Origin of the sequence: Kosakonia sp., assembly GCF_032052965.1 — a bacterium.
In the GTDB taxonomy this organism is placed as follows: Bacteria; Pseudomonadota; Gammaproteobacteria; order Enterobacterales; family Enterobacteriaceae; genus Kosakonia.
This window is the reverse complement of record NZ_DAMBVN010000006.1, coordinates 151,883-177,326: the sequence shown is the minus strand read 5'-3', so window position 1 is coordinate 177,326 and position 25,444 is coordinate 151,883. Positions and strand designations below refer to the sequence as shown.

25 protein-coding genes are annotated in these 25,444 nt (G+C 55.7%); 9 read left to right on the top strand and 16 right to left on the bottom strand.

What is annotated here, in order from left to right; translation table 11 throughout:
• Positions 1–63: 63 nt before the first annotated feature.
• From RTX30_RS10220 to RTX30_RS10170, 11 genes are all read right to left on the bottom strand, one after another.
• Positions 64–1,341: a transporter gene (locus tag RTX30_RS10220; protein ID WP_312689421.1), complete on the bottom strand. Its 1,278-nt coding sequence runs from the start codon at positions 1,339–1,341 to the stop codon at positions 64–66.
• Positions 1,342–1,700: 359 nt separating this feature from the next.
• A complete protein-coding gene (locus RTX30_RS10215; protein ID WP_312689420.1) occupies positions 1,701–2,639 on the bottom strand; it encodes a LysR family transcriptional regulator in 939 nt (312 codons plus the stop codon).
• 158 nt (positions 2,640–2,797) lie between these two features.
• The gene (locus RTX30_RS10210; protein ID WP_312689418.1) at positions 2,798–2,938 is read right to left on the bottom strand and encodes a DUF2474 domain-containing protein; all 141 of its coding nucleotides are present in this window, start codon (positions 2,936–2,938) and stop codon (positions 2,798–2,800) included.
• A 12-nt stretch (positions 2,939–2,950) separates the two neighbouring features.
• A complete protein-coding gene (gene cydB / locus RTX30_RS10205; RefSeq protein WP_312689417.1) occupies positions 2,951–3,955 on the bottom strand; it encodes a cytochrome d ubiquinol oxidase subunit II in 1,005 nt (334 codons plus the stop codon).
• Positions 3,948–5,369, bottom strand: a complete 1,422-nt coding sequence (locus tag RTX30_RS10200) for a cytochrome ubiquinol oxidase subunit I (protein ID WP_312689415.1) — start codon at positions 5,367–5,369, stop codon at positions 3,948–3,950. Before RTX30_RS10200 ends, cydB (RTX30_RS10205) begins: the two co-directional genes overlap by 8 nt.
• Positions 5,370–5,502: 133 nt before the next feature.
• Positions 5,503–5,826: a thioredoxin gene (gene trxA, locus RTX30_RS10195; RefSeq protein WP_312689414.1), complete on the bottom strand. Its 324-nt coding sequence runs from the start codon at positions 5,824–5,826 to the stop codon at positions 5,503–5,505.
• A gap of 83 nt (positions 5,827–5,909) precedes the next feature.
• Positions 5,910–6,935: an alcohol dehydrogenase catalytic domain-containing protein gene (locus tag RTX30_RS10190; protein ID WP_312689412.1), complete on the bottom strand. Its 1,026-nt coding sequence runs from the start codon at positions 6,933–6,935 to the stop codon at positions 5,910–5,912.
• A 2-nt stretch (positions 6,936–6,937) separates the two neighbouring features.
• Positions 6,938–8,005 (bottom strand): FAD-dependent oxidoreductase, encoded by a 1,068-nt coding sequence (locus RTX30_RS10185; protein WP_312689410.1) that lies wholly within the window; start codon positions 8,003–8,005, stop codon positions 6,938–6,940.
• Positions 8,002–8,679 (bottom strand): cupin domain-containing protein, encoded by a 678-nt coding sequence (locus RTX30_RS10180; RefSeq protein WP_312689408.1) that lies wholly within the window; start codon positions 8,677–8,679, stop codon positions 8,002–8,004. Before RTX30_RS10180 ends, RTX30_RS10185 begins: the two co-directional genes overlap by 4 nt.
• A 53-nt stretch (positions 8,680–8,732) precedes the next feature.
• Positions 8,733–9,074 carry a carboxymuconolactone decarboxylase family protein gene (locus RTX30_RS10175; RefSeq protein WP_312689406.1) on the bottom strand — a complete coding sequence of 114 codons (342 nt, stop codon included), beginning with the start codon at positions 9,072–9,074 and terminating at the stop codon, positions 8,733–8,735.
• 26 nt (positions 9,075–9,100) lie between these two features.
• The gene (locus RTX30_RS10170; protein ID WP_312689405.1) at positions 9,101–9,382 is read right to left on the bottom strand and encodes a hypothetical protein; all 282 of its coding nucleotides are present in this window, start codon (positions 9,380–9,382) and stop codon (positions 9,101–9,103) included.
• A 216-nt stretch (positions 9,383–9,598) separates the two neighbouring features.
• On the opposite strand from RTX30_RS10170, the gene gcvA reads away from it, so the two are divergent.
• A complete protein-coding gene (gcvA, locus tag RTX30_RS10165) occupies positions 9,599–10,549 on the top strand; it encodes a transcriptional regulator GcvA (RefSeq protein ID WP_312689403.1) in 951 nt (316 codons plus the stop codon).
• A 97-nt stretch (positions 10,550–10,646) separates the two neighbouring features.
• On the opposite strand, the gene RTX30_RS10160 is transcribed toward gcvA, so the two are convergent.
• Positions 10,647–11,540 carry an SDR family oxidoreductase gene (locus RTX30_RS10160; RefSeq protein WP_312689401.1) on the bottom strand — a complete coding sequence of 298 codons (894 nt, stop codon included), beginning with the start codon at positions 11,538–11,540 and terminating at the stop codon, positions 10,647–10,649.
• A gap of 208 nt (positions 11,541–11,748) precedes the next feature.
• Between RTX30_RS10160 and RTX30_RS10155 the strand changes: the two genes are divergently transcribed.
• The 8 genes from RTX30_RS10155 (at position 11,749) to RTX30_RS10120 (ending at position 19,549) form a co-directional block, all read left to right on the top strand.
• Positions 11,749–14,142, top strand: a complete 2,394-nt coding sequence (locus RTX30_RS10155; protein ID WP_312689399.1) for a phosphoketolase family protein — start codon at positions 11,749–11,751, stop codon at positions 14,140–14,142.
• A gap of 542 nt (positions 14,143–14,684) precedes the next feature.
• Positions 14,685–14,867, top strand: a complete 183-nt coding sequence (locus RTX30_RS10150) for a general stress protein (RefSeq protein ID WP_312689397.1) — start codon at positions 14,685–14,687, stop codon at positions 14,865–14,867.
• A 97-nt stretch (positions 14,868–14,964) separates the two neighbouring features.
• The gene (locus tag RTX30_RS10145) at positions 14,965–15,462 is read left to right on the top strand and encodes a ferritin-like domain-containing protein (protein WP_312689396.1); all 498 of its coding nucleotides are present in this window, start codon (positions 14,965–14,967) and stop codon (positions 15,460–15,462) included.
• A gap of 73 nt (positions 15,463–15,535) precedes the next feature.
• A complete protein-coding gene (locus tag RTX30_RS10140; protein ID WP_312689395.1) occupies positions 15,536–16,042 on the top strand; it encodes a DUF892 family protein in 507 nt (168 codons plus the stop codon).
• Between the two features lie 19 nt (positions 16,043–16,061).
• Complete coding sequence (locus tag RTX30_RS10135; protein ID WP_312689393.1) at positions 16,062–16,937, top strand: manganese catalase family protein; 876 nt, start codon at positions 16,062–16,064, stop codon at positions 16,935–16,937.
• A 70-nt stretch (positions 16,938–17,007) separates the two neighbouring features.
• Positions 17,008–18,408 carry a cytochrome ubiquinol oxidase subunit I gene (locus RTX30_RS10130; protein ID WP_312689392.1) on the top strand — a complete coding sequence of 467 codons (1,401 nt, stop codon included), beginning with the start codon at positions 17,008–17,010 and terminating at the stop codon, positions 18,406–18,408.
• Entirely contained in the window at positions 18,408–19,418 is a 1,011-nt protein-coding gene (cydB, locus tag RTX30_RS10125) for a cytochrome d ubiquinol oxidase subunit II (RefSeq protein WP_312689391.1), read from the top strand. The genes RTX30_RS10130 and cydB (RTX30_RS10125) overlap by 1 nt, the downstream gene beginning before the upstream one ends.
• A complete protein-coding gene (locus RTX30_RS10120; RefSeq protein ID WP_312689389.1) occupies positions 19,418–19,549 on the top strand; it encodes a DUF2474 domain-containing protein in 132 nt (43 codons plus the stop codon). The genes cydB (RTX30_RS10125) and RTX30_RS10120 overlap by 1 nt, the downstream gene beginning before the upstream one ends.
• A 10-nt stretch (positions 19,550–19,559) precedes the next feature.
• Here the strand turns inward: RTX30_RS10120 and RTX30_RS10115 are convergent, their stop codons facing one another.
• From RTX30_RS10115 to fdhF, 4 genes are read right to left on the bottom strand one after another with little or no spacing between them, the layout of a single operon-like run.
• Positions 19,560–20,543 (bottom strand): cytochrome d ubiquinol oxidase subunit II, encoded by a 984-nt coding sequence (locus RTX30_RS10115; RefSeq protein ID WP_312689387.1) that lies wholly within the window; start codon positions 20,541–20,543, stop codon positions 19,560–19,562.
• Positions 20,540–21,940, bottom strand: a complete 1,401-nt coding sequence (locus tag RTX30_RS10110) for a cytochrome ubiquinol oxidase subunit I (protein WP_312689385.1) — start codon at positions 21,938–21,940, stop codon at positions 20,540–20,542. Before RTX30_RS10110 ends, RTX30_RS10115 begins: the two co-directional genes overlap by 4 nt.
• Positions 21,933–22,412 (bottom strand): DUF1641 domain-containing protein, encoded by a 480-nt coding sequence (locus RTX30_RS10105; RefSeq protein ID WP_312689383.1) that lies wholly within the window; start codon positions 22,410–22,412, stop codon positions 21,933–21,935. The genes RTX30_RS10110 and RTX30_RS10105 overlap by 8 nt, the downstream gene beginning before the upstream one ends.
• Positions 22,412–25,384, bottom strand: coding sequence for a formate dehydrogenase subunit alpha (gene fdhF, locus RTX30_RS10100; RefSeq protein WP_312689381.1), 2,973 nt, complete (start codon positions 25,382–25,384; stop codon positions 22,412–22,414). Before fdhF ends, RTX30_RS10105 begins: the two co-directional genes overlap by 1 nt.
• Positions 25,385–25,444 lie beyond the last annotated feature (60 nt).

The window sequence follows — 25,444 nt, the reverse complement described above, 5'->3', positions numbered from 1 at the left end:
TGCCGCCTTAAAACGCACTTAATATACCTAAAGACAGCGCAGACATTTATTCATCACACGTTATCAGGAAAACAGCATAACAAACGGCCCGATACACATCAGCATACCAATTAATATCACGTAATAAACTGACGCCCCCCGAAGGTCAACAAACTTGTCATTTTTGAGAATAATAACTCCCGGCACAATACAGCTAATAATACCGTAGGTCACGCCGCCAAAAACAAATACCTTCAGGATAGGGAAGTTCGTCAGTACGATTAACCACAAGACCAGCACTACCATGAAAAAAGCCGTGACAGAAACCCGTCGTGGGCTGCTTTCTCGTGTTGGGGACAGTTTATCGAGCGTGACTTTAATTAACCCGACAAACGATTCATGCACCGCCAGATAAAGCGCGAGGAAAGCGGTCACGATTGAAAACACGTTAAGAATAACGCTCATGTATTTTACTGCCGCGCCAGGAATGACTTTCGCCGCCAGCGCAAGGGCTGAGATATTGTCCTGGTAGGCGCGCAGCGCATCGGCTTCGCTGATGGAAAGGACAATAGAAACCACGAACAGCAGTACTGTCGCCACAAGGATCAGATACGCGACTTTATGTACACGTAAAATCTTATACTTCGCGACCGCTTTATCCTCTTCACGCTTTTTATACGCAATGTTCATGGGGTTCAGAATCCCGACGAACATGATGGAGAAGATAGCAAATGGTAGTGTCGGGAATGTCCCCACCACCAGGTGTCCAACCGAGGGCAATTCGCCGATGTTGTTCAGATCCCAGAACGGCACCACCACAAAGCCAATCGCCACAATGATCACCAGCTTCACGGCGATCATGCTGCCAGAGACTTTAAACAGCAGTTTTTCGCCTTTCGACGCCACCAAAGAGAGACTGCCAATCAACAACAGCGGCCACCACCAGTGTTCAGAGAGCGTCTGGGTCGTCAGGCCAAATGTCTTCAGATAGGACGCGCTATCATTGGTGATCGCCAGTGCGTACTCCACCATCGATTTCAACATAGTGATGGAATAGAGCGCCCCGAGAAAGACTCCCCAGCGGTTGCCGACATAGCTGGCGATGATGCTCAAATAGGAGTCGTGTTCATCGCTACGCGCCATGGTTTCGATAAACAGCTTCTGCATGTAATACACGGCCGGATAGCCGAGAAGTACCGCCAGGGCAAATACCCAGACACCTTTAAGACCCACCTGCAAAGGGAAAAAGACGATGCCTGAACCAATTGCTGCGCCGATACACAGTACCACCCACCCTAAATCGTACAGGGTAAAGGGGATATTATTTTTATTTATTGCTTCGTTATTTATTCCTACTGTCATAGGAGACCCCAATCGACAAAATAGAATCAACCCGGCCGAGTATTATTTGAAACTCTACTCTGCAACCTTGTTTTATTTTAACCGCAATACTTCGACAACGTTGCCGCCGCTATATTCAACCTAATAACCGCGTTGTTATTAATGATTGAATGCAGAAAGCTTTACACAGCCCCCCGGCAATGGCGAAGGAATATTAGCGAAAACTGTTTCCACTTTTACTCACAAGTAAAGTATTTGGTATTAATATGACAAGTGCCGCAAAATATAATTTTTATTTATCGTTAAATGTGATCTGTGCAAAAGATTTTTATTATCGGGCGACGCCGCGTTAATTTATTTGCTGTGATCGCGCGCATATTTTAAATCAATTCATCAATCGCTTTTTCCCACCGATGCCAGGGCTGGTTTTCCTCCACCAGAAAATCAATAAACGATCGCACTTTGGGGTTGCGAAATTTGCTGGGGAAATACAGCGCGTACAAACTGTGTGTCGGGTAGGCGTACTTCCCATCCAGTTTCAATGCCACCAGTTCCCCGCTTTCCAGATGCTGGCTGATCAAATAAGACGGCAACCAGGCGATGCCCTGACCGGACAGTGCCGCTTTTAATAACAGCAGGCTGCTGTTGGCCTGTACGGGTGTGCGCGGCTTGATATCACAGTGCGGGTGCGCAATGGTCATGTCGGTGATACGCAGCGGCGGTGTCAACCCCGGGTAAACCAGGCAGTCATGGCTGACCAGTTCTGCGCGTCTGGTCGGCGTTCCACAGCGGGCCAGGTAGTCGGGTGCGGCGCAATACAGCCAACTGATTTTGGATAATTTTCTGGCCGCGTAATTCTGCGGCGGCGTGGCGGTGATCCGTAGGGCAATATCGACATTGTTTTCATTCAGATTGGTCAGGTGGTCGTCCAGATCGAGGATCAATTCAACGTCATGATGCTTTTTACGGTATTCATTGAAGATATCTACCAGGTGGGCGTAACCGAAGGCCACCGAACAGGTGATCCGTAGCGCACCGTGCGGGTGGTTGAAATAACCGCAGGTGGTATTCACGATATCATCAAATTCTTTCAGCAGCTCCGTCGCCCGGGAAACAAAATACTCCCCGGCATCGGTCAGCTGAAAGGTACGGGTGGTGCGCTGGATAAGCGGAACACCAAGATTTTCCTCCATCACCGCCAGCGCCTTACTGACAGCGGAAGGTGAGAGATTAAGCAGGCGTGCGGCTTCTGACAGCCCCTTCCCTTCGCTGATTTTCACCAGCATTTCGATCTGTTTGATAGTTAATGGAATTGGCATAGTTTTTTCGGCAGGGTGAGCGCAGGTTCAAGCCAGGAACATCTTTGAGGGGCAGTATGTGGTGAAACTCACGCGCCAACAAAGCAGATAAACTTCCCGATCGCGCAAGTTTTTCTTTCATGAAAAGCCTGGGCAGCGTTTGCTCAGGCTTTTTATTATCAGGCTTTCATGCCGGCGGCGGACATCAACAACCGAAACAACATTGAGACGATGCCCAGCGCCACCACACTCGCCGTCCAGATGATCACCAGCCACACTAGGCCTTTCAGCAACGAGGCATTGTTCTTCTCCGTACGCATACTTTTTACTCCTTAATGATAGCCTTCACCCGGCTGTACTTTGCCGCGAAAAACGTAATAGCTCCAGAAGGTGTAACCGAGGATCACCGGCAAAATCGGCAGGCAGCCAATCAACATAAACGCCTGACTTATCTGCGCCGATGCCGCTTCATGAAGCGTGACCGAAGGCGGGATGATATAAGGCCAGATGCTGATCCCCAGCCCGGAAAAGCCTAAGAAAATAAGCATTAACGTCAAGATAAAGGGGGAATAGTGCGCGTTGCGTCGAATGGCGCGTATCACGCCAACGTAGCAGGCCAACACCAGTACCGGTACGGGCAAGAACCAGAACAGGTTCGGCGCGCTAAACCAGCGCCGGGCAATGCCCGGATGCGCCAGCGGCGTCCACAAACTGATGATCGCTAACACTATCAGCAACACCGTGACCAGTGGTATCGTCAACCGGGCCATTTTCTTTTGCAGCGCCCCGTCTGTTTTCATCACCAGCCAGCTCGCTCCCAGCAGCGCGTAAGCCACCAGCAACCCGGCTCCACAAAACAGCGCAAAGGGATCCAGCCAGATCAACGCAGGGCCTGCATATTCCCGACCACTGACCGGCAGCCCGTTAATCAACGCGCCAACCACCACGCCCTGAGTAAACGTTGCCAGCAGCGAGCCGAAAATAAAGGCCTTATCCCAGAATGGGCGATGCGCCGGAGTGGCTTTAAAGCGGAACTCAAACGCGACACCGCGAAAAATCAACCCCAGCAGCATCACGGTCAGTGGGGCAGCCAGCGCGTCGGCTATCACGGAATAGGCCAACGGGAACGCACCATACAGGCTGGCACCGCCCATCACCAGCCAGGTTTCATTCCCGTCCCAGACCGGCGCCACGGTGTTGATCATCACATCGCGCTCCGCCGCATTTTTATTGAACGGGAACAGCAACCCGATCCCCAAATCAAAGCCATCCATCACGATGTACATCAGTGTGGAAAAAATGATAATACCGAACCAGATCAGCGAAAGATCAATCATTTTGCGCGCCTCCCTGTCCATTATCGACGGCAGAAAGCGGCCGCGCGGGGGTGCGCAACTGCCCTGGCCCGCCCTGCTCTGCATGCTGCCCCTCGCCGGGCAGCGGTCCGGTTTTAATCAATCGCATCAGATACAGGTAGCCCACGCCAAACACGGCGCTATAAACACCGATAAACGCCAGCAGACTGACGCTCATATGCAGATCGCCATGGGCCGAAACCGCCTCCCGGGTGCGTTGTACGCCATATACTACCCAGGGCTGACGCCCCACCTCGGTGGTAAACCAGCCAGCGAGGATCGCCACTAAACCGGACGGCCCCATCAGCAGAGCAAACCACAGAAAGGAACGTGAGCTAAAAAGGCGCTTGCGGTAACGCAGCCACAGGCTAAGCACGCCCAGTGCAATCATCAACAGACCGAGCGCAACCATAATGCGAAACGACCAGAACACCACAAGCGAATTCGGCCTGTCGGCAGGCGCAAAACTTTTCAGCGCTGGGATCGGTTTACTGAGGCTATGCGTCAGGATCAGGCTGCCAAGATACGGCACTTCAAGGGCATATTTGGTGCGTTCTTCCGCCATATCGGGAATGCCAAACAGGATCAACGGTGATGCTTCTCCGGGTCGGTTTTCCCAGTGCCCCTCAATGGCGGCAATTTTTGCCGGCTGGTGTTCAAGTGTGTTTAATCCGTGTCCATCGCCCAAAAAAGCCTGCAACGGAGCAACCACTAATGCCATCCATAACGCCATGGAAAACATCTTGCGGATTGCGGGGGTGTCGTTGCCTTTGAGCAGGTGCCACGCCCCAGAGGCACCAACAAAAAACGCGCTGGCAAGGAACGCCGCCGTGGTCATATGTATCAGCCGCCACGGGAACGAGGGGTTAAAGACAATTTTCAGCCAGTCCTGCGGAACCACCACGCCCTGCTCTATCGTGTAACCCTGCGGCGTGTGCATCCAGCTGTTCGATGCAAGGATCCAGAAAGTCGACATTAATGTGCCCAGGGCGACCATGCAGGTCGCAAAGAAGTGCAGCCCCGGCCCAACTTTGTTTCGGCCAAACAGCATGACCCCTAAAAACCCCGCTTCGAGGAAAAAGGCGGTCAGCACTTCATAGGTCAATAACGGGCCGGTAATACTCCCGGCAAACTGCGAAAAACCACTCCAGTTGGTGCCGAACTGGTAGGCCATCACCAGACCGGAAACGACACCCATCCCAAAGTTGACGGCAAAAATTTTGGACCAGAAATGCCAGAGATCGAGATAGACGGTCTGGCGGCTTTTCAGCCAGAGGCCTTCCAGCACTACCAGGTAGCTGGCCAGACCGATGGTGATCGCTGGGAATATAATGTGAAACGACACCGTGAAGGCAAACTGGATCCTTGCCAGATGAAACGCATCTAACGTAAACATATGCACTCCTTGTTATGGGTACCCACTGGCGGGTAACGCCCATAGCACCGCCGCAGCCAGCGCCACGGCGATATCCGGATAGGTAAAAACGCGAGCGCTGTGAGTCACGCTCGCCAGGCGAAGTGGGGTTATCTCAGTTCAGAAGATTCCTCAGCAGGGCGTCGAAATCATGTTTCGGCCTGGCCCCGGCAAACTCGAGCACCGGTTTTCCTTTCACGAACACCTTAAAGAAGGGGATCGAACGTATGCCATGCTGCGCGGCCAGCTCTGGCTGCTCGTCTACGTTGACTTTGAACACCGCCAGTTTTCCGGCGTACTCTTCGGCCAGCGCCTCCATCACGGGCGCCACGGCGCGGCAAGGCTGGCACCAGGGGGCCCAGAAATCAATGAGCACCGGTACCCTGGCCTGTATGACCTCAGCAGAGAATGCCGGGGCAGATAATTCGCGTATTGTCATCACGTCTTCCTTTATCGATTTATAGTTATGCATTTCTGACTGCACTTACTGCACTTACTGCACTTACTGCACTTACTGCGTTGTTATGCCTTTTCCATGGTCAGCACCATGCGGAATTTGGCCTCGCCGGAGCGCATTTTTTGCCAGGCCTCCTGTGCCTTTGCGAGCGGCATCGTTTCTATCATCGCCCGCACATCGGCCAGCAAACTGAAATCCAGCGCTTTTTCCAGTTCTCTCGGCGTACCGGTGATAGCCCCTCTGACCGACAACTCTCTGCCCACCATCAGCCCCGGCGTTAACGCCAGGCTTTCCTGCCCCACGCCGACCACCATCAACTGCCCCTGCGGCACCAGGGCCGGTAACAGCGCAGCAACCGCAGCACTGTCGGTGAGGGTCGAAAGGATCACCTGCGCGCCGCCAAGCGATTTGATGGCCGCAACGGGATCATGATGATGGGTATCAATATAATGATGCGCGCCAAGCCGCATCACCTCTGCGGCAATGTCTTCCCCTCTGCCGACGGCAATGACGCGAAACCCCATCTTTCTGGCGTACTGCAGGGCCAGATGACCCAGCCCGCCGACGCCCTGGATAACCACGGTATCGCCCGCCTGGGCCGTGGATTTTTTTAAAGCATTAAACGTGGCGATCCCCGCGCACAGCAGCGGCGCGGCCTCAACAGAAGAGAGATCATCGGGAATGGTCACCAGCCCGGTCGCGCGCGCCAGCATATATTCGGCGTAGCCGCCGTCACGAGAACTGCCGGTCACAGGCTGGTTCTGGCAAAGGTTAAAGTGCCCCAGACGGCACTGCTCGCAGGCGTGGCAGTGCCCCCCTAAACGCCCAACGCCTACCCGCTGACCGGGTTTCAGCCAGCCTGGCAGCGCGTCAGCAATTTTACAGATCGTGCCGACCACTTCGTGACCGGGCACGCGCGGGTAGTCAACGCCCTTTTCCCGCCCCTCAATCACGCCGCTGTCCGCCCCGCAAATACCGCAGGCTTCCACTTTAATCAGCACCTCGCCGGGTGCCGGTTCCGGCAGCGTTCTTTCAACCTGTTCCAGCCGTCCTGGACGTGTGACCTGCATTGCCTGATAGGTGTTGTTCATGCTTACCTCTGATTGACTATCCGCCGGACACCCGCCTCAGCCGCTTCGATAGCGCCAGCCAGGTAGCCCGGAAACGTGGATGACCATTCGCTGGCTATCCCGGTGATGGTGTTACGCCATACGCCTTCTGCAGGCGATGGCGGCGGCACGGTGTGACCTGCCTGTAACGCCAGATCGCGCCGGGTGGCCGTAAAGGGATCGGCCGCCCAGTCTTTAAGGTATTCTGCGCGGGGCGTCGCGGCTTCTTCACCAAATAAGCGAACCAGTTGCGCGCGACACAGACTCAGTAACTGCGTCTCGCCTGTCGCCTGACGGGCATCGAACGGCAGCCCGATAAAACCAAACAGAGCATGCGTGCCATCAGGCTGGGAAACATCATGCATCTCTACCATTGGGCCGACGTTGCTTCTGGCCTCGCCCGACAACCCGTTGCGTTTCCAGAAAGCTTCGGCATAGCAGGCGACATACTTGGCATGTGGCGCCATCCAGGTGCCGGTATTACGCCAGGCCTGCAACAGGGGTAACGGCAGCGACGGCGCAAAGGTCATATTCGCGGCCAGCATGGGCGGCAGAGCCAATAACACCTGTTCGCTCTCGACGACGCTTGTCGAGTGGTCGTTGCCGTTACCCTCAATCCTGATCCGCCCGTTGCGCTGTTCCACATGCGTCACCTCAACGCCCGTCACGATGCGTGTTGCCGGAATGTGCTGCGCTAATTTTTTGATCACGTGCGACATGCCGCCGCGCACACGTACCGCAGCAGGCGACGAAACAAACCCCGGATAGCGTGACACGGCACCCGGGGTGCGCTCGAAGAGCATTTCGCCGGTCTCATTCTGGTCGATCAGGGTGATATCCAGCCGGGTAAGAAGCTGAAATAGCGTGGGCTGGATAGCAGGCCACAGCCACGTCGCACCGAGATCGGCCTGCACATCGCCAGCCGACAGTATCCGCCCGCCGATCCGCTCCCGCCCTTCCAGTACCTGATAACTGACACCCGCCTGCTCTAACAAACAGGCAGCATATAAGCCGCTCAACCCGGCACCGATAATCGTCACCTGCGGCATCATAGGCAGGGTTCCTGCGGCGCAGCGGCGAGATGCCCTTTTTTGAGATACAGCACCGTGTTGTCCGACCCGGCCATCAAAGCCAGCCGCTGCTGTGGCGCGATCCGCAGCCAGCTACCCTGTGGGTGAATACTGTTGCCTTCAATCAAACTGCCTTCGACGATCAGCACTTCCGCTCCGCCCGGTAATCCCGGTTCTGCCAATACCGTACCGACGCTCAGCCGCAGCAGGCAGACGCGCTCATGCGCATCGCTAAACAGGGGGCAAACTTGCATACCCTCACGCGTGAGCCAGTTTTCCGCGTCACGCGTATTCACACGCAATTGCACCCGTTCCTGGCGGCGCATTTGTCCCAGCTTGACGAACAACAGTGTGCCGTTGGTGCTGTGAGGTTGATGGCAGGAACCCGGCGGGTTGCGCAGGTACCATCCGGCGGGGTAATGCCGTTCTCCTTCGGAGAATTGCCCGGCCAGTACCAGAATCTCCTCACCGCCAGGATGGGCATGTAAAGGGAATGCCGTATCGGGAAGATAACGGACAAAACTCGTCGCCCGCGCCTGTTCGCCGCCGATACGATCAAGCATCACCCGATCGACCCCTCGCTGGGGAGAAGGCACCCAGCCATGATCTTCAGGAGTGACGGTAACGCGCCGGGAAAAATCGTGGTTAATCAACATGCAGGAGTCCTGAAAAGGAGCCGCGGCCGCCAGAGCAGGCCGCGGTGGTACGCTTACTTCGGCAAGGTGTCAAACGCGTCCAGCGCACGGGTGGAATAAACCAGTGCCGCGCCGGTATTGAGGGTGATCGCAACGCCCAGGGCTTCCGCGATCTCTTCGCGCGTTGCGCCGTGTTTTGCTGCGGCTTCGGCATGCACCGACAGGCAACCATCACAGCGCGTGGTGATTGCCACGGCAAGAGCAATCAGTTCACGGGTTTTGGCATCCAGATGGCCGGACGCAGCGGCGCCGTTTTCCATCGTCTCAATGCCCTTCATGACCTCTGGTTGCAGGCCAGCAAATCTGCCTACCGCCGCCCGTAACGCTTTACGCAATTCAGACCAGTTTAAATACACAACTACCCCCGTTTTCAGGAATGAGATCAGACGACGTCGTAAATACGCACATCCGGTGCACTGTTGAGATACGGTTTCAGCGCTTCCACCACATCAGCGATGAACAACTGAGAACCGAGGTAGGCTTCCGCCTGTCTTGCACTGTTAAAACCGTGCAGCACCTGCACATCTTGCGCGCGCACCAGCAGCTCTTTTGAAACCGCGCCATCAATGGTTTCCAGGAACGGGGCTTTATATTTTTGATATACCGCTGCCGCTGCTGCACGATTCTGCTCGCTAATGTCCAGAGTGATTTGCAAATAAGCCATGGTTAACTCCTGCGTTCAGTGAATAACGGGAGCTGCGGGTCAACGGCGGCTCCCCACCCCAAATAAAAAGAAAATCTTTTTGTTTGAAATGCATCATCAGGCGTAAGCATTTCAATAATTTGTTTTGAGTGCTTCGCCATTTCTGAATTATGTTAATGTTCAGCCTCATGAACAAATGAGATAATCTTGGCTTTAAGGAAAGGTTTTCTATCTGATATGAAGATACCCATTCATCTCAATGCCCTGCGTGCTTTCGAAGCCAGCGCCCGGCATCAAAGCTTTTCCCTGGCCGCGGAAGAGCTGAACGTCACGCCCGCGGCCGTAGGCCAGTTGGTGCGTTCGCTGGAAGACGTGGTGGGGTTTCCCCTGTTTCATCGCAGTCATAACCGCCGCGCCGCATTAGTGCTGACGGAACCTGCCCAACGTGCATTACCCGATATCCGTATGGGGTTTCAAAGCCTCAATGTCGGCATGACACTGCTACGTGAAGGCGCGACCAATGGCATTTTAAATGTCACCATCAGCCCGGCGTTTGCCGCCAAGTGGCTGTTACCCCGAATTGAGGATTTCCAGCACCGCTGGCCGGATATTGATGTCCGGCTCGAAACCAGTCTCAAGCTGCTGGACTTCACCGCACAGGGTATGGATGTCGGCATCCGGTATGGTCTGGGGCAATGGGAAGGCTTAACCGCTGAGTTATTGATGTCGGAAGACGTTTTCCCGGTCTGCGCCCCGTCGCTGGTCGCCGTGAACCCGGCGATAAATTGCCTGACCGGCGTCACGGAACAGACGCTGATCCACGACTTATCCATGGAACGTCATAACGATTTTATTACCTGGGAACAGTGGCTACGCCGCTTTAACGTGCAGGCCATTGCGCGTAAACCCGGTCTGCGCATTAACAACTCTGCGGCGGTGCTGCAGGCTGCCGTTGAAGGCCATGGCATTGCGCTGGCGCGCAGCATAATGGTTGATGACGATTTGAAAAGCGGCAGGTTGATCCGCTTGTGTCCTGGCGTGTCGCTGCCCAGTCCGTTGGCCTATTACCTTGTTTATCGCCCCGGCTGCGACAGCGTGGCGAAAATTGCCAACTTCCGCACGTGGATGATTGAGCAAGCCACGGCGTTTAATGCCGCGTTATACCGTCCCGACGACACCCGCGCGTAACCAATAGCAGCCATGAAACAAACCGGGGCGCACTGTTGTGCGCCCCGGTGATAACGGCGGTTGCTCTCAGCCACAACCGCCACACAGTGTTCCCGGATCAGACGGTACCGGTCCCACCGTCAGAGCACCAGACCTGACCGGAGGCATAGCTGTTTTCCGCCGACGCCATAGTGACATACAGCGGGGCAATTTCCACGGGCTGCCCTGGCCGCCCAAGTGGCGCACTTGCCCCAAACTGTTTTACTTTCTCGTCGGGCTGGCCGCCGCTGGGCTGCAATACCGTCCAGTACGGGCCAGGGGCGATCGCATTGACGCGAATACCTTTTTCGCCAAGCTGCTGCGCCAGCGCTTTTGTGAACGCGACAATTGCGGCTTTGGTCTGCGCGTAGTCCAGCAGGATCGGGCTGGGCTGGTAGGCCTGTACCGAAGAGGTATTAATAATGCTGGCTCCGGGCGGCAGATGTTTCACCGCCGCACGGGTGATCCAGAACATAGCATAGACGTTAGTTTTAAACGTCGCATCAAAATCTTCGGTGCTCAGCGTGAGGATCGACTCGTTATATTGCTGCCGCCCGGCGTTATTGACCAGGATATCCAGCCCGCCGAGCTGGCTCACCGCCTCCTCGACTAACTTTTCACAAAACGCCTCGGATCGAATATCGCCCGGCAGCGCAACAGCTTTGCGCCCTTCCGCTTCGATAAGTTTGATCACTTCCGCCGCATCTGACTCTTCTTCCGGTAAGTAACCAATCGCGACATCCGCCCCTTCACGCGCATAAGCAATGGCCACAGCGCGCCCAATCCCCGAGTCTCCCCCGGTAATAAGCGCCTTGCGGCCAGCCAGTCGGCCGGAACCCCGGTAGCTGGTTTCGCCATGATCCGGCACCGGGATCATTTTGCTGGCCAACCCCGGCGCAGGTTGCGGCTGAGAAACGAAAGGAGGAGTGGGATACTGCGGTGCTAAGGTGTCTTTTTGGCTTCGCTCTATCATACGTTCTCCTTTGGACAGTGTTTATGTGCCTTTTAATCCTGGCAGAGATGTGAACATTGTCACGTTTAATGGCCAATTCGCTCGCGCCGCCCCGTTGCATGACCGCGCGGAAGCCTTGCTACATCTATGCCAGGCTTAGGGAGAAACATACCTATCCGTCAGGGAATGTCCCTCCCCTGACAAGGCACTTTATGAAGGCGAGGAGAACATGACACAACCATCAACGTATGCTGACCATGAGCTTCATCTGATCGATCGCTACTGGCGGGCGGCGAATTATCTTTCCGTCGGGCAAATTTACCTGATGGATAACCCCTTGCTGCGTGAACCGCTTCGGCCCGAACATATCAAACCCCGTCTGCTGGGCCACTGGGGAACCACGCCGGGACTGAATTTTATTTATGCCCATCTCAACCGGGCGATTCGCCAGCGCGATCTCGACATGATCTATGTCTGCGGGCCGGGCCACGGCGGCCCTGGCATGGTCGCCAACACCTGGCTTGAAGGAAGCTATAGCGAGATTTACCCGCAAATTAGCCAGGACGCCGAGGGCATGAAAAAGCTGTTTCGTCAGTTCTCTTTTCCTGGCGGCATCCCCAGCCATGCTGCGCCAGAAACGCCCGGTTCCATTAACGAAGGCGGTGAACTTGGCTATTCGCTGTCTCATGCTTTCGGGGCGGTGTTTGACAACCCCACGCTGATTGCCGCCTGCGTCATTGGCGACGGCGAGGCGGAGACTGGCCCGCTGGCGTCCAGCTGGCACGGCATTAAGTTCCTTAACCCGCAGCGCGATGGCGCTGTGCTGCCGATCCTGCACTTAAATGGCTATAAAATTGCCAACCCGACCCTACTCGGGCGCAGCAGCGACGAGGATCTCCGCCAGTTGTTCCGCGGTTACGGTTATGAACCCCTGCTCATAAGCGGCCACGTGCCGGAAAGCATGCATCGCCAGATGGCCGAAGTACTGGATACAGCGCTCAACGCCATCCACCGCTTTCAGCAACAAGCGCGCCGTGGCGATCAGGTCGGGACATTGCCGCGCTGGCCCATGATCATTTTGCGCAGCCCAAAAGGCTGGACCGGGCCGCAGACCGTCGACGGTAAAAAAGTGGAGGGTTTCTGGCGCTCGCACCAGGTACCTGTCTCATCCTGCCGGGAAGATGAACAGCACCGGCAGATTCTGGAGCAGTGGATGCGCAGCTACCAGCCGGACGATCTGTTTGATGACCAAGGCACGCTGAAACCAGCGTTGCGCGCGCTGGCACCGCAGGGCGATAAACGCATGGGCGCATCGCCGTGGGCAAACGGCGGGCGTCTGCGTCGGGCATTAATCACCCCGGACCTGGAGCCCTACGCGGTCAAGGTTACGTCCCCCGGCGAAGTGCAGTCTGAATCCACCGCCGCGCTGGGTGCGTATCTGGCGGGGATCTTCCAGCGCAACCCCGATAATTTTCGCCTGTTTGGACCGGACGAAACCGCCTCTAACCGGCTGAGCCATGTGTTTGAAGTCACCAACCGCACCTGGCTGGCGCCGCGCAAACCTTATGACGAGCAACTGGCAGCAGACGGGCGCGTTATGGAGATCCTGAGCGAACATCAGTGCGAGGGCTGGCTGGAAGGGTATCTGCTGACCGGGCGCCATGGCCTGTTCAACTGTTATGAGGCATTTATTCATATTATCGACTCGATGTTTAACCAGCATGCAAAATGGCTAAAAGTTACCCGCAAACTGCCGTGGCGCGCACCGATTTCCTCGCTCAACTACCTGCTCTCCTCGCATGTCTGGCGTCAGGATCATAACGGTTACAGCCATCAGGATCCGGGTTTTATCGATCATGTCGCGAACAAGAAATCCGACATTGTGCGCATCTATCTGCCGCCCGATGCCAACACCCTGCTCTGCGTGGCCGATCACTGCCTGAAAACCTGGGATCGTATTAACGTGATGGTTGCCGGTAAGCAACCGGCTCCGCAATGGCTGACGCTCGACGAGGCCGCAAAACATTGCGCAGCGGGCATGGGGATTTGGCACTGGGCCGGGACGGTACAGCCAGGTGAAACGCCGGATGTAGTGATGGCCTGCGCGGGCGATGTGCCCACCATGGAAACACTCGCCGCCGTGAGCCTGCTGCGCGACTTTTTGCCGGATCTGCGTGTCAGGGTGGTAAATGTCGTGGACTTGATGGCGCTGCAAACCCAGCAGCAACATCCCCATGGCCTTAGCGACGAGGCGTTTGATGCGCTTTTCACGCCAGATAAGCCGGTGATTTTTGCCTTCCACGGTTATCCGAGCCTGGTCCACCGCCTGACTTACTCCCGGAATAACCATCACAACTTCCACGTGCGCGGGTTTATGGAAGAAGGCACCACCACTACACCCTTTGATATGACGGTTATGAACGAACTGGATCGTTTTCACCTGGCCCAGGAAGCGATTCTTCGCGTCCCGGCGTTACAGAATAAAGCCGACGGCGTGCTGGATGCCCTGGCGGAGAAGATCGCCGCCCATCATCGCTATGTGCGGGAATATGGCGAAGATCTGCCCGAAGTACGCAACTGGGCGTGGCCGTCGCAACAGGGACAGGACAATGCCCCGGAATAATCAGTTAGATAGCTTTTATCCAGGAATGTTCTTAATGATTTTTTAATCATTATTAGCAGACTAATGAACGTAACGAATATGCACTTGCATACCCTCAGGAGCAGAACGGATTTCCTGTTCCTGAGGGTTTTTTCTTGCCTGTTCCCCTGCCTTTCCGGCTCATTCTTTTTCCCCCAAACCCTTGAGTTGAGATTTGTCTTAAAATCATAAGCAAAATTTATGCCCCATTGGGGGTATACCTCGAAAAAGCTGTTCAAAACGTCGCCGTTTGCGGCTTAAAAACAACCCATTCGGTACCGGTAATCACATATGTGATTAATTGATTTGCACCTAAAAACGCCGTAAGCTACTTATTTAAAAAGATATATCCTAAATGCAAGATACTATTTTCCACACAACCCAGCGGCTATTTTTCTTTCCGGTAAATTTTTTCCGCTTCGCTTTGACTAATAAATTATCCCTACTAACTTTTAATACGAACACCGACGACATGAGATGCAAATAATGTCGTTTTCTTTTAACAACGAAACTGGAGAAATAACATGGCTGAACATCGTGGCGGTTCTGGTAATTTCGCAGAAGATCGTGAGAAAGCATCCGAAGCAGGTCGTAAAGGTGGTCAAAACAGCGGCGGTAATTTTAAAAATGATCCGCAGCGTGCATCCGAAGCCGGTAAAAAAGGCGGTCAGCAAAGCCATGGCGGCGGCCGCAAATCAGGTGATTAATTAACACCATACTGCTTTGAGCATCTTTCTCATAAGTATTTACGGCGAGCCTTTTGAGGCTCGCTATTATTTTCACTTTTTTTACAGGTGATATTTTATGCAAATTAATTCCCTTACCGACTTATTTATCCATTCTCTTTCCGATATTTACAGTGCTGAGAAGCAATTAACCCGCGCACTGACTAAAATGGCCCGTGAAGCCTCAAGTAATGAACTCGCTGACGCGTTCAGAAAGCACTATGAAGAAACACAGGGGCAAATTGAGCGCATCGATCAGATAATGGAAGCCGAATCTGGCCTGAAGCTGAAACGGACAAAATGCCACGCAATGGAAGGCCTGATCGAAGAAGCCAACGAATTGATTGAAGCCACGGAAAAAGGCACCGTGCGTGACGCCGGGCTTATCGAGGCGGCGCAAAAAGTTGAACATTATGAAATCGCTTCTTACGGTACGTTGTGTACCCTTGCCAGCCAGCTGGGGCTGAAAAAAGCACAACAGCTGTTAGCTGAAACGCTGAAAGAAGAAAAAACCACTGACGATCTTCTGACTAAGATTGCCACCTCTAACATTAATCAAAAAGCTGAAGTCGAATAATTTATTTTATTTTAAAGACGACGATACGAGACTTTATAACGATTAAGCATAGCGGCAATGAGAGGAATAAAGTATGACTCCACAAGAGAACTATCACGACTGGTTACGCGATGCACATGCAATGGAAAAACAAGCGGAATCCATGCTGAATGCAATGAGTGGCCGTATCGACAATTACCCTGATTTGCGCGCAAGACTCGAACAGCATTTAACCGAAACCCAGACGCAAATTAAGCTGCTGGAAGAGATTATCGACCGTAACGGTATTAGCCGTTCATTGTTGAAAGACACTACCAGTAAAATGGCGGCGATGGGCCAATCCGTCGGTGGTATGTTTGCCTCTGACGAAGTGGTCAAAGGCTCTATTAGTAGCTATGTCTTTGAGCAATTCGAAATTGCTTCTTACACATCATTAATTGCGGCGGCGGAAAAAGTAGGCGATACCGCCAGCATTGATATTTTTAAACAAATTCTCGCTGAAGAACGTGCAATGGCAGACTGGGCGCTGAATCACCTGCCGGATGTCACCGTTCAATTCTTGCTCCGTGATGCCGCCGACGGCGTCGAAGCAAAAAAATAACGATACTTCAGGAGGATTTATGTTTCGACACGTAAAGCAACTTCAATACACGGTGCGGGTCAGCGAACCCAATCCGGGGCTGGCCAACCTGTTACTTGAGCAGTTTGGCGGTCCGCAAGGAGAACTGGCGGCCGCGTGCCGCTACTTCACCCAGGGACTGGGCGACGAAGATGTCGGGCGTAAGGAAATGCTGATGGACATCGCCACCGAAGAATTGAGTCATCTGGAAATCATTGGCTCGCTGGTCGGCATGTTGAACAAAGGGGCCAAAGGCCGCCTCGCGGAAGGGACGGAAAAAGAAGCCGATCTCTATCGCTCGTTAACGGAAAACGGTAACGATAGCCACATCACCTCGCTGCTGTATGGTGGTGGCCCGGCTTTGACGAACTCCGCAGGCGTACCGTGGACTGCCGCTTATATTGACACTATTGGTGAAGTGACCGCTGATTTACGTTCCAATATTGCAGCGGAAGCGCGAGCGAAAATCATTTACGAACGTCTTATCAATGTGACGGACGATCCGGGTGTGAAAGATGCGCTCAGCTTCCTGATGACCCGTGAAGCTGCACACCAACTGTCGTTTGAGAAAGCGCTCTACTCCATTCGCAATAACTTCCCACCGGGCAAACTGCCACCGGTCGAGCAGTACACTAACGTGTACTACAACATGTCGGAAGGCGACGATCCGCGCGGTAGCTGGAACAGCGATGAACACTTTGAATATGTGGCCAATCCGCAACCCGCGGTTGATGGCGGCGATGGTCTGGCGACCGTCAAGCTGACCGTGGAACAAGAAGCCCTGCTAAAAGCGATGGCGCAACGCACGCAATCCGATCCCACCATCGACCCGCTGACGGGTGCCGAGCTGGGAAGCGGCGATCCACAAGAGCAATAACACCTCGTTATTATTGCCTGTCTTTATTCACCCCTGCGATCAGGGGTGTTTTTTTTAGAGGGTTGCCATCATGTTTGCATTAGATGCCTTTCATCTGGCAAGACTGCAGTTCGCCTTTACGGTCTCATTCCATATTATCTTCCCCGCCATTACCATCGGTCTTGCCAGTTATCTGGTGGTGCTCGAAGGGTTGTGGCTCAAGACTAAAAACCCTGACTGGCGTGCGCTGTACCATTTCTGGTTAAAGATTTTCGCCGTTAACTTCGGCATGGGCGTGGTTTCTGGCCTGGTCATGGCCTACCAGTTTGGCACTAACTGGAGTGGGTTTTCACAATTTGCTGGCAGCATTACCGGGCCGTTGTTGACGTACGAGGTGTTAACCGCCTTCTTCCTCGAAGCGGGTTTCCTGGGTGTGATGCTGTTCGGCTGGCACAAAGTCGGCCCCGGCCTGCACTTCTTCGCCACCTGCATGGTGGCACTCGGTACGCTGATGTCGACCTTCTGGATCCTCGCCTCCAACAGCTGGATGCACACGCCACAAGGTTTTGAGGTGGTTAATGGCCAGGTGGTGCCCACCGACTGGATGGCGGTGATCTTTAATCCCTCTTTTCCTTACCGTTTGCTGCACATGACAATTGCGGCTTTTCTCAGTAGTGCCCTGTTTGTCGGCGCGTCCGCCGCCTGGCACTTGTTGCGCGGAAACGACACGCCTGCGGTGCGCAAAATGTTATCGATGGCAATGTGGATGGCATTGGTGGTCGCGCCTGTTCAGGCCTTTATTGGCGATATGCATGGGCTGAACACGCTTAAACATCAGCCGGCCAAGATCGCGGCGATTGAAGGCCACTGGGAAAATCCACCTGGCGAGGCGACACCGTTGTTGCTGTTCGGCCTGCCCGATATGGAGCAGGAGCGTACACGTTTCGCCGTGGAAATCCCTTCGCTTGGCAGTCTGATCCTCACCCACTCGCTGCATGAGCAAGTCCCGGCGCTGAAAGATTTCCCGAAAGAAGATCGCCCTAATTCAACGCTTGTTTTCTGGTCGTTCCGCCTGATGGTGGGGCTGGGGGTATTGATGATCGCGCTCGGTATTGCGGCGCTTTGGTTGCGGTATCGTCACCGGCTTTATCACTCACGACCTTTTCTCCACTTTGCCCTCTGGATGGGTCCGGCGGGGCTGGTGGCAATTCTGGCAGGCTGGGTCACGACCGAAGTGGGCCGGCAACCGTGGGTCGTCTATGGGTTGCTGCGCACCATTGACGCGGTGGCCGATCACAGCACGCTGCAGATGAGCCTGAGTTTAGTGGCCTTCATTGTGGTGTACAGCTCGGTGTTTGGCGTCGGCTATAGCTACATGATCCGCCTGATCAAAAAAGGACCGCAGCCGGTGGATGAGCTGCCAACCGATGGTCGCCCCGCGCGTCCGTTATCAGCCGCAGGCGAAAGTTTATCCCATGGGGAGCACAAATAATGGGTATCGATTTATCGCTTATCTGGTTTGTCATTATCGTTTTCTCGACGCTGATGTATATCGTGATGGATGGCTTTGATCTCGGCATTGGCATTCTGTTCCCGGCGGTGAAAGATGGCGGCGAACGGGACATTATGGTCAATAGCGTTGCCCCGGTCTGGGATGGGAATGAAACCTGGCTGGTACTCGGTGGTGCGGGGTTGTTTGGTGCCTTTCCGCTGGCGTATGCGGTGATCACCGATGCGCTGGCCATCCCACTGACGCTAATGCTGATAGGCCTCATCTTTCGCGGCGTGGCCTTTGAGTTTCGCTTTAAAGCCACACCGCACCACAAGCCATTTTGGGACAAGGCTTTTCTGGCCGGTTCCCTGCTCGCCACCTTTACTCAGGGGGTGGTGGTCGGCGCGGTGATCAATGGTTTCCCGGTCAGCGATCGCACCTTCCGCGGCGGAGCGCTCGACTGGCTGACCCCGTTTAATCTCTTTTGCGGGATAGGACTGGTGGTGACGTATGCCCTGCTCGGTGCCAGCTGGCTGGTGATGAAAAGCGAAGGCCGGCTGCAAGAGAAAATGCGGGTCACCGCCAGAACCCTGCTGCTGGCGCTGCTGCTGGCAATGGGGGTCGTCAGCCTGTGGACGCCGCTGACCCACGGCGCTATTGCCACGCGGTGGTTTAGCCAGCCTAATATCTGGTTCTTTGCGCCGGTCCCGTTACTGGTGGTGGTATTGAGTCTCGCGTTATGGCGCACGCTCCGCCAGCCGCAGTACCACATTTTGCCGTTTGTCCTGACGCTGGGGCTGATCTTCCTCGGCTTTAGCGGGCTGGGTATCAGCATCTGGCCGAACATTATTCCGCCGGATATCTCCCTCTGGCAGGCCGCGTCCCCGCCGCAGAGCCAGGGTTTTATGCTGGTCGGCGCGTTACTGATCATTCCTGTTATCCTGGTTTACACCTTCTGGAGCTATTACGTGTTCCGCGGGAAAATTCAGCATGGTGAGGGGTATCACTGATGAGGCAAAAACGGATCCTGCCACGGATTATGTGGTTCGTCCTATTATGGTCTGGCAGTGTGGTGGCGCTGTTTATCGCCAGTTTTGCCATCAAATTATTGATGTCGATGGCCGGTCTGCGCAGCAGTTAAGTCCGGCGCACTAGCGGATCTTGCCGCTGAACACGCGAAAGCCCCAGCTGTTATACAGCAGCGTTATCGGAGCCAGCAGCGCAAAATTGATCAATAAGAAGCGCTGCGTGGCTGGCGGCGCAGCAGCCTGGTGGATCAGAATATTGCCCGGCACGATGAACGGAAACAGGGTAAAGACCAGCGCCGCAAAGGCGCAACTCACCAGCAGCAGGATCGCCGCCAGCGGCAAAAAGGCGTAATGTCGGCTCAGCCCCAGCCACACACCGGCCAACCCGACCAATGCCAGGCTAAGCAAGGGGAGCCACAGCCAGGGTTCGCTAATATGATGGCGCCAGGTGTCCTGCTGGTGCACCGTCCAGAGCAACAGACCGGCAAGAAGGAGTACCGTCAGCAAGAGTAACCACGGCAGTATCCGCCGTGCCCACTGTTGCAACGCATCGGTAAAGCGCCAGTTCAGCCACCCCGCTCCCAACAGGCAATAACCGGCCACCAGCGACACTGCGCAGTAAAGGGTAAAGGGGGTGAAGCATTCCCAGCCCTGCCCGGTAAAATGCTGCCCGTCATTGGGGATCCCCTCAATCAGCGTCCCGATGATCACCCCTTGCGACAGGCTCGCCAGCAACGAACCACCGACCAGCATCGGATCAAAAATTCGCGGCGCATGGTGGCGATACTCAATGGCCATCCCACGCGCCAGCAGTGCCAGCAGCATGGCAAAAATCGGCACATACAACGCGCTGAGTATGATGGCGTACGCCAGCGGGAACAGCCCGAACAATCCGCCCGCAGACAGCACCAGCCAGGTTTCATTCCCATCCCACACTGGCAACAACGACAGGGTTATTTTGTGGCGGGCCTCCTGATCACGTTGCAAACCAAACAGTATGCCGGTACCAAGGTCCGAGCCATCGAGCATGATATAAATCCACAGACTCAACGCCAGGGCTGCCGCCGACAGCGCGTCTAATCCGGGCAGACCCATAAATTCGCTCATATCCCATTCCCCTTAACGCCTGCGCCGATCCGTTCCGCCACGTCCGGCATGGCGCCTGTCTCTCCCTCGGCGGGCGGGCGGGCTAACAGATGCAGTAAAAACCACAAACCCAGCCCAAACAACAGGCTATAAACCACCACGATCATCACCAGCGATCCCAGTACCAGTCCAGGCGCAACCGGCGAGAGACTGTGCGCGGTGCGTAACAGGCCATACACCGTCCACGGCTGACGCCCGGTTTCCGTAACCAGCCACCCTGCCAGCATGGCGACAAACCCGGCGGGCGCCATGGCAACCATCAGCCAGAGCAAGCCACGGGCATACCATAACCGGCCACGCAGGCGCGCCACCAGCCCGGCCACCCCGGCGGCGATCATCAGTAAGCCCAGCCCGACCATCACGCGGAACGACCAGAATACCAGCGGCACCCAGGGCAGGTGATCGGCCGGGTATTGATTAAGGCTGTGAATGGTGCCTTGCAAGTTATGCCGCAGATAGAGAGAGCCAATATGCGGGATCGCCACTTCAAGCCGGTTGCGACGCTGTTCCATGTCCGGGAGTGCGAAAAGGCGTAACGGCTCCCCTGCGCCAGGCGGCGGCGGATCCCAGCTCCCCTCTATGGCGGCGAGTTTGATCGGCTGATAATCACGGGTATTTTCACCATGCAGATCGCCGAGTACGCCTTGCAACGGGGCAACGATCAACAGCGTCCACATCGCTAATGAAAACATGCGCCGCGCGGCGGGCTGCCGGGCATCCCGTAGCAGATGCCACGCCCCACAGGCCGCGACCAGGCACGCGGTGCCCAGCAACGCCGCAGCCACCATGTGCGCCATCCGCCACGGAAAAGAGGGATTGAAGATAACAGCCCACCAGTCAACCGGGTGGAAACGCCCGTCGGCGGCAATGGCGTAACCATCCGGTGTTTGCATCCATGAATTGGCAGCGAGGATCCAGAAGGCGCTGAGCAGCGATCCCAGCGCCACAATCGCAGTTGCCATCAGGTGAACCCACGGGCGCACTTTGCCCATGCCGAAGAGCATCACGCCCATAAAGCCGGCTTCGAGGAAAAAGGCCACCAGCACTTCCATGTATAGTAGCGGGCCAAGGACCGCGCCCGTCCGGCTCGCCAGCTCGCTCCAGTTAGTGCCAAACGCGAACTCCATCACCACGCCTGTCACCACGCCCACGGCGACATTAAGGGCAAATATCTTGCTCCAGTAGCGCCAGAGCTGCAGCCAGACCGGCTGTTGACGCCATAACCACATCCCTTCCAGCACCAGCAAAAATAGCGCCAGGCCAATGGTGAAGGCAGCCAGCACAATATGAAACCCGATCGTGAATGCGAACTGTGTGCGTGCCAGCCACAACAGGGTGTGCTGGCTGATGTCAGGCATCGCTGGGTTTACCGCTAAACGTGGAGATGGGTTTCTCGTCCGGTGCCTCTATCCGTCGCGAGAAGGCTTTCAGCCCGTCGAGCAGCGGCTGGAGCGCCTGCCACAAGTCGTCATCCTGCAACATTTTCCACACGCCATGGACGCCAGGCGCTTTCTGCTCGCTTTGCACGCGCGGAGCCGTTAACGTCTGCACCAGTTCGCTCAGGCCAAACGCCAGCTTCGCGACGCGTTCCGGCGGCACAGACGAGAGCGCCAGCAACATAACCGACAGGTTCTGCAACACGTTCAGGGTTCCCGGACGCTGCAGCCCGTTGACCAGCACTTGCGCCACCTCGTTATTGGCAGCAACCAGATCGTTAAGCAAACGCAGCACGCCATGCTGATGCAGGGTTTGCACTAAGCGCTCAAGCTCTTCATGGGCGTCCGGCCCGATTTTTGCCAGTTCCGGCTGATAATTAAGGGGTTTTGCCATCAAAATCTCTCCGGATATGGTTCACTGGCTGGCGGTTCACGGTAGTCATCGCGATGCCATTTTGCCTCCACAGGGACGCGGGTAATGGGGGTACGCTTGCCATGACGGAAGTTATGCTCGGGTAACGGATTAGGATGTGCAGGCCGGGCGAGCGGCTCCAGCCGGATAGCTAGCTCTTTATAGGCCGGGGTATTCACCGCGGGATCGTGGTGCTCTCCCGTCAGCTGGTTAATACCGTCTTTCCCCTGGTGAATCGAGACGAACAGCACGTTACCCGCGACCCGGTCAGTGACCACCACCGGGATCTCAATGGATCCCCGCCGTGAACGGAGCCGAGCCCAGTCGCCCGTGTTCAGGCTGCGCCCGGCGGCAAGTTCAGGACTGATTTCTACATACCAGTCGGGCGAGAGGCTGTGAGTGCGCCCGCCTCTGCCGCTCTGATTAGTGGACTGAAAGTGCTCCAGCATACGGCCATTATTCAGCAACAGGTCATACTCTGCGTCGGCCTCTTCACTCGGCGGCTGCCAGCGCAGGGGGTAGAGGGTGGCGCGCCCGTCCGCGCTTTTAAACCTTTCGGTATAGAGCAACGGCGTGCTGCTGCCGTCTGGTTTGACCGGCCAGATTTGTGACTTCCACCCCTCCAGCCGGGTATAGCTCACACCGGCAAAGCTCTCGGCAATGCTCGCCGCTTCGGCCATGATTTCTCCCGGATGGCGGTATCCCCAGTCATAGCCCATCCGCGCAGCAAGCTGGGTGAGAATAAGCCAGTCCGGGCGGCTGTCGCCATGCGGCGTCATCACCGGGTAAAAACGCTGGATACGCCGTTCGGTATTCACAAACGTACCCTCTTTTTCCACGCTCGGGCACCCTGGGAGTATCACATCGGCGAACTGCGCGGTGCGGCTAAAAAAGAGATCCTGCACCACCAGAAACTCCAGTTCGCTAAAGCCCTGATGTACGTTGGTGGTGTCGGCATCAGAAAATGCCGTCTCTTCACCAATCACATACATCGCGCGCAGCTTCCCGCGGCTGGCCAGTTTTACCATCATAAAATTGTCTTCACCGACGTCCAGCGACAGCGTTTCGGGCGCAACGCCCCAGGCCCGGGCCCACTTCTCGCGGATCTGCGGATCGCTGACCGATTCATAGCCGGGATAGAAATTTTTCAGGCAACCGAAGTCGCTCGCCCCCTGCACATTGTTATGGCCGCGCATCGGGTAGCCGCCAGTGCCGGGCCGGCCATAATTCCCGGTTACCAACAAGAGATTGGAGAGCGCGGTGCTGGTGTCAGCACCGTGGCTGTGCTGGGTTATGCCCATCGCCCACATGATACACACGCTGCCCGCCTGGCCGATCAACTCTGCCGACTCACGCAACGCCGCAACAGACAGCCCGGTCATTTGCGCCGCGTACGCCAGGCTAAAAGGGGCCAGCGATTGACGATATGCCTCGACATTGTTCACCCGCGCGGCGAGAAAAGCCTCGTCGGCGTAGCCGTGGTCAAACATATAGCGCGACAAAGCCGAGGCCCAGACCAGATCCGTACCGGGATGGATACGCAAATGCAGATCGGCCCGCCCGGCCATCTCATGACGACGAGGGTCAACCACCAGCAGTTTCTGGCCGTGGTGTTTTTTTGCCGCTTTCAGGCGCGAAGCAATCACCGGGTGGTTTTCAGCAGTGTTGCTGCCGACTATCACCACCAGCTCCGCCTGCTCTAAATCACGCAGGGTGCCTGCATCGCCGCCGTAGCCAACCGTGCGAAACAGCCCTTCGGTGGCCGGGTTCTGGCAGTAGCGCGAGGAGTTATCCACGCTGTTGGTGCCGATGATCAGTCGGGCAATTTTTTGCGTCAGGTAGGCTTCTTCATTACTGCCTTTGCTGGAGCCAATAAAGCCGATGCTGTCGGGGCCCGACGCATCGCGGATAGCGAGTAACCGCTGCGCAACCAGTTCAAGCGCCTCATCCCAACTGGCAGGACGGAAGCAATCATTTTCGCGGATCAATGGCGTGGTGAGCCGATCGGGGCTGTTGATAAAATCCCAGGCAAATTTGCCCTTCACGCAGGTGGAGATGCCATTTACCGGCGCATCGGTTACTGGCTGAACCTTGAGCAAATGGCGGTCGCGGGTCCACATTTCGAAGCTACAGCCCACACCGCAATAGGTGCACACCGTCTTGGTACGCCGGATCTCCTGCTGGCGCAGATGGGTGTCGATCACTGAAATGCCGGAGATCACCTCCGCGCCCGTGGCATTTTCCAGGGTTTTTATCACCTCGATCAGTGGGCGTTTCAGCGATGGTTTCATTGAGGTAAACGGCCCGGCATCCGGCTGCATCGTTTTCTCCAGCAGCGCATTGCAAGGGCAGACCGTCACGCAGTGTCCACAGCTGACACAACTGGAGCCAGCAATACGTTCACCACCGTCCCATAACACTCTCGGATGCGGCTGGCTGTAATCAATACTCAGCGTCTCGTTCACTTCCACATTCTGGCAGGCCTCCACGCAACGGCCACACAGAATGCATTGATCCGGATCGTAGGTGTAGAACGGGTTCGATTCATCTTTTACATACGGCTTACGCTGAAAGGCATAACGCTGGAAAGGCAAATGCATGTCGACCATGGTGTTATGCAATGTGCAGTCCCCGGTATTGTGTTCACAGACCGTGCAGTACAACTCATGTTTTGCCAGCAGGCGATCCATCCCCTCTTCGCGCGCGGCGCGGGCGTCGTCGCTAACGCTATTCAGGGTCATGCCATCCCGGCTGCGTAACGCACAGCCGCGAACCAGTTGCCCCTCCTGCTCGACCCAGCAAACGTCGCACGTTTGCAGCGGAGAAAGGGCTGTGTGATAGCAAACATGCGGCAGGGTGATGTGGTAAGCATCAAGAAAGTCGATTAAAGGAATATCCGCCGGGCCAACGAGGGGCCGCCCGTCGTAGATAACGGTACATTTTTGTCTGTTCATGACGTTTCCTCTGCCCTGCCACACCCACGCCAGCGCCCTCAGCACGCTGCACTAAAGGCG

Bases quoted from the DNA above. Each gene is read 5' to 3' on its own strand.
- RTX30_RS10220 (WP_312689421.1), bottom strand. From the start codon at position 1,341: ATGACAGTAGGAATAAATAACGAAGCAATAAATAAAAATAATATCCCC.
- RTX30_RS10215 (WP_312689420.1), bottom strand. From the start codon at position 2,639: ATGCCAATTCCATTAACTATCAAACAGATCGAAATGCTGGTGAAAATC.
- RTX30_RS10210 (WP_312689418.1), bottom strand. From the start codon at position 2,938: ATGCGTACGGAGAAGAACAATGCCTCGTTGCTGAAAGGCCTAGTGTGG.
- cydB (WP_312689417.1), bottom strand. From the start codon at position 3,955: ATGATTGATCTTTCGCTGATCTGGTTCGGTATTATCATTTTTTCCACA.
- RTX30_RS10200 (WP_312689415.1), bottom strand. From the start codon at position 5,369: ATGTTTACGTTAGATGCGTTTCATCTGGCAAGGATCCAGTTTGCCTTC.
- trxA (WP_312689414.1), bottom strand. From the start codon at position 5,826: ATGACAATACGCGAATTATCTGCCCCGGCATTCTCTGCTGAGGTCATA.
- RTX30_RS10190 (WP_312689412.1), bottom strand. From the start codon at position 6,935: ATGAACAACACCTATCAGGCAATGCAGGTCACACGTCCAGGACGGCTG.
- RTX30_RS10185 (WP_312689410.1), bottom strand. From the start codon at position 8,005: ATGATGCCGCAGGTGACGATTATCGGTGCCGGGTTGAGCGGCTTATAT.
- RTX30_RS10180 (WP_312689408.1), bottom strand. From the start codon at position 8,679: ATGTTGATTAACCACGATTTTTCCCGGCGCGTTACCGTCACTCCTGAA.
- RTX30_RS10170 (WP_312689405.1), bottom strand. From the start codon at position 9,382: ATGGCTTATTTGCAAATCACTCTGGACATTAGCGAGCAGAATCGTGCA.
- gcvA (WP_312689403.1), top strand. From the start codon at position 9,599: ATGAAGATACCCATTCATCTCAATGCCCTGCGTGCTTTCGAAGCCAGC.
- RTX30_RS10160 (WP_312689401.1), bottom strand. From the start codon at position 11,540: ATGATAGAGCGAAGCCAAAAAGACACCTTAGCACCGCAGTATCCCACT.
- RTX30_RS10155 (WP_312689399.1), top strand. From the start codon at position 11,749: ATGACACAACCATCAACGTATGCTGACCATGAGCTTCATCTGATCGAT.
- RTX30_RS10150 (WP_312689397.1), top strand. From the start codon at position 14,685: ATGGCTGAACATCGTGGCGGTTCTGGTAATTTCGCAGAAGATCGTGAG.
- RTX30_RS10145 (WP_312689396.1), top strand. From the start codon at position 14,965: ATGCAAATTAATTCCCTTACCGACTTATTTATCCATTCTCTTTCCGAT.
- RTX30_RS10140 (WP_312689395.1), top strand. From the start codon at position 15,536: ATGACTCCACAAGAGAACTATCACGACTGGTTACGCGATGCACATGCA.
- RTX30_RS10135 (WP_312689393.1), top strand. From the start codon at position 16,062: ATGTTTCGACACGTAAAGCAACTTCAATACACGGTGCGGGTCAGCGAA.
- RTX30_RS10130 (WP_312689392.1), top strand. From the start codon at position 17,008: ATGTTTGCATTAGATGCCTTTCATCTGGCAAGACTGCAGTTCGCCTTT.
- cydB (WP_312689391.1), top strand. From the start codon at position 18,408: ATGGGTATCGATTTATCGCTTATCTGGTTTGTCATTATCGTTTTCTCG.
- RTX30_RS10120 (WP_312689389.1), top strand. From the start codon at position 19,418: ATGAGGCAAAAACGGATCCTGCCACGGATTATGTGGTTCGTCCTATTA.
- RTX30_RS10115 (WP_312689387.1), bottom strand. From the start codon at position 20,543: ATGAGCGAATTTATGGGTCTGCCCGGATTAGACGCGCTGTCGGCGGCA.
- RTX30_RS10110 (WP_312689385.1), bottom strand. From the start codon at position 21,940: ATGCCTGACATCAGCCAGCACACCCTGTTGTGGCTGGCACGCACACAG.
- RTX30_RS10105 (WP_312689383.1), bottom strand. From the start codon at position 22,412: ATGGCAAAACCCCTTAATTATCAGCCGGAACTGGCAAAAATCGGGCCG.
- fdhF (WP_312689381.1), bottom strand. From the start codon at position 25,384: ATGAACAGACAAAAATGTACCGTTATCTACGACGGGCGGCCCCTCGTT.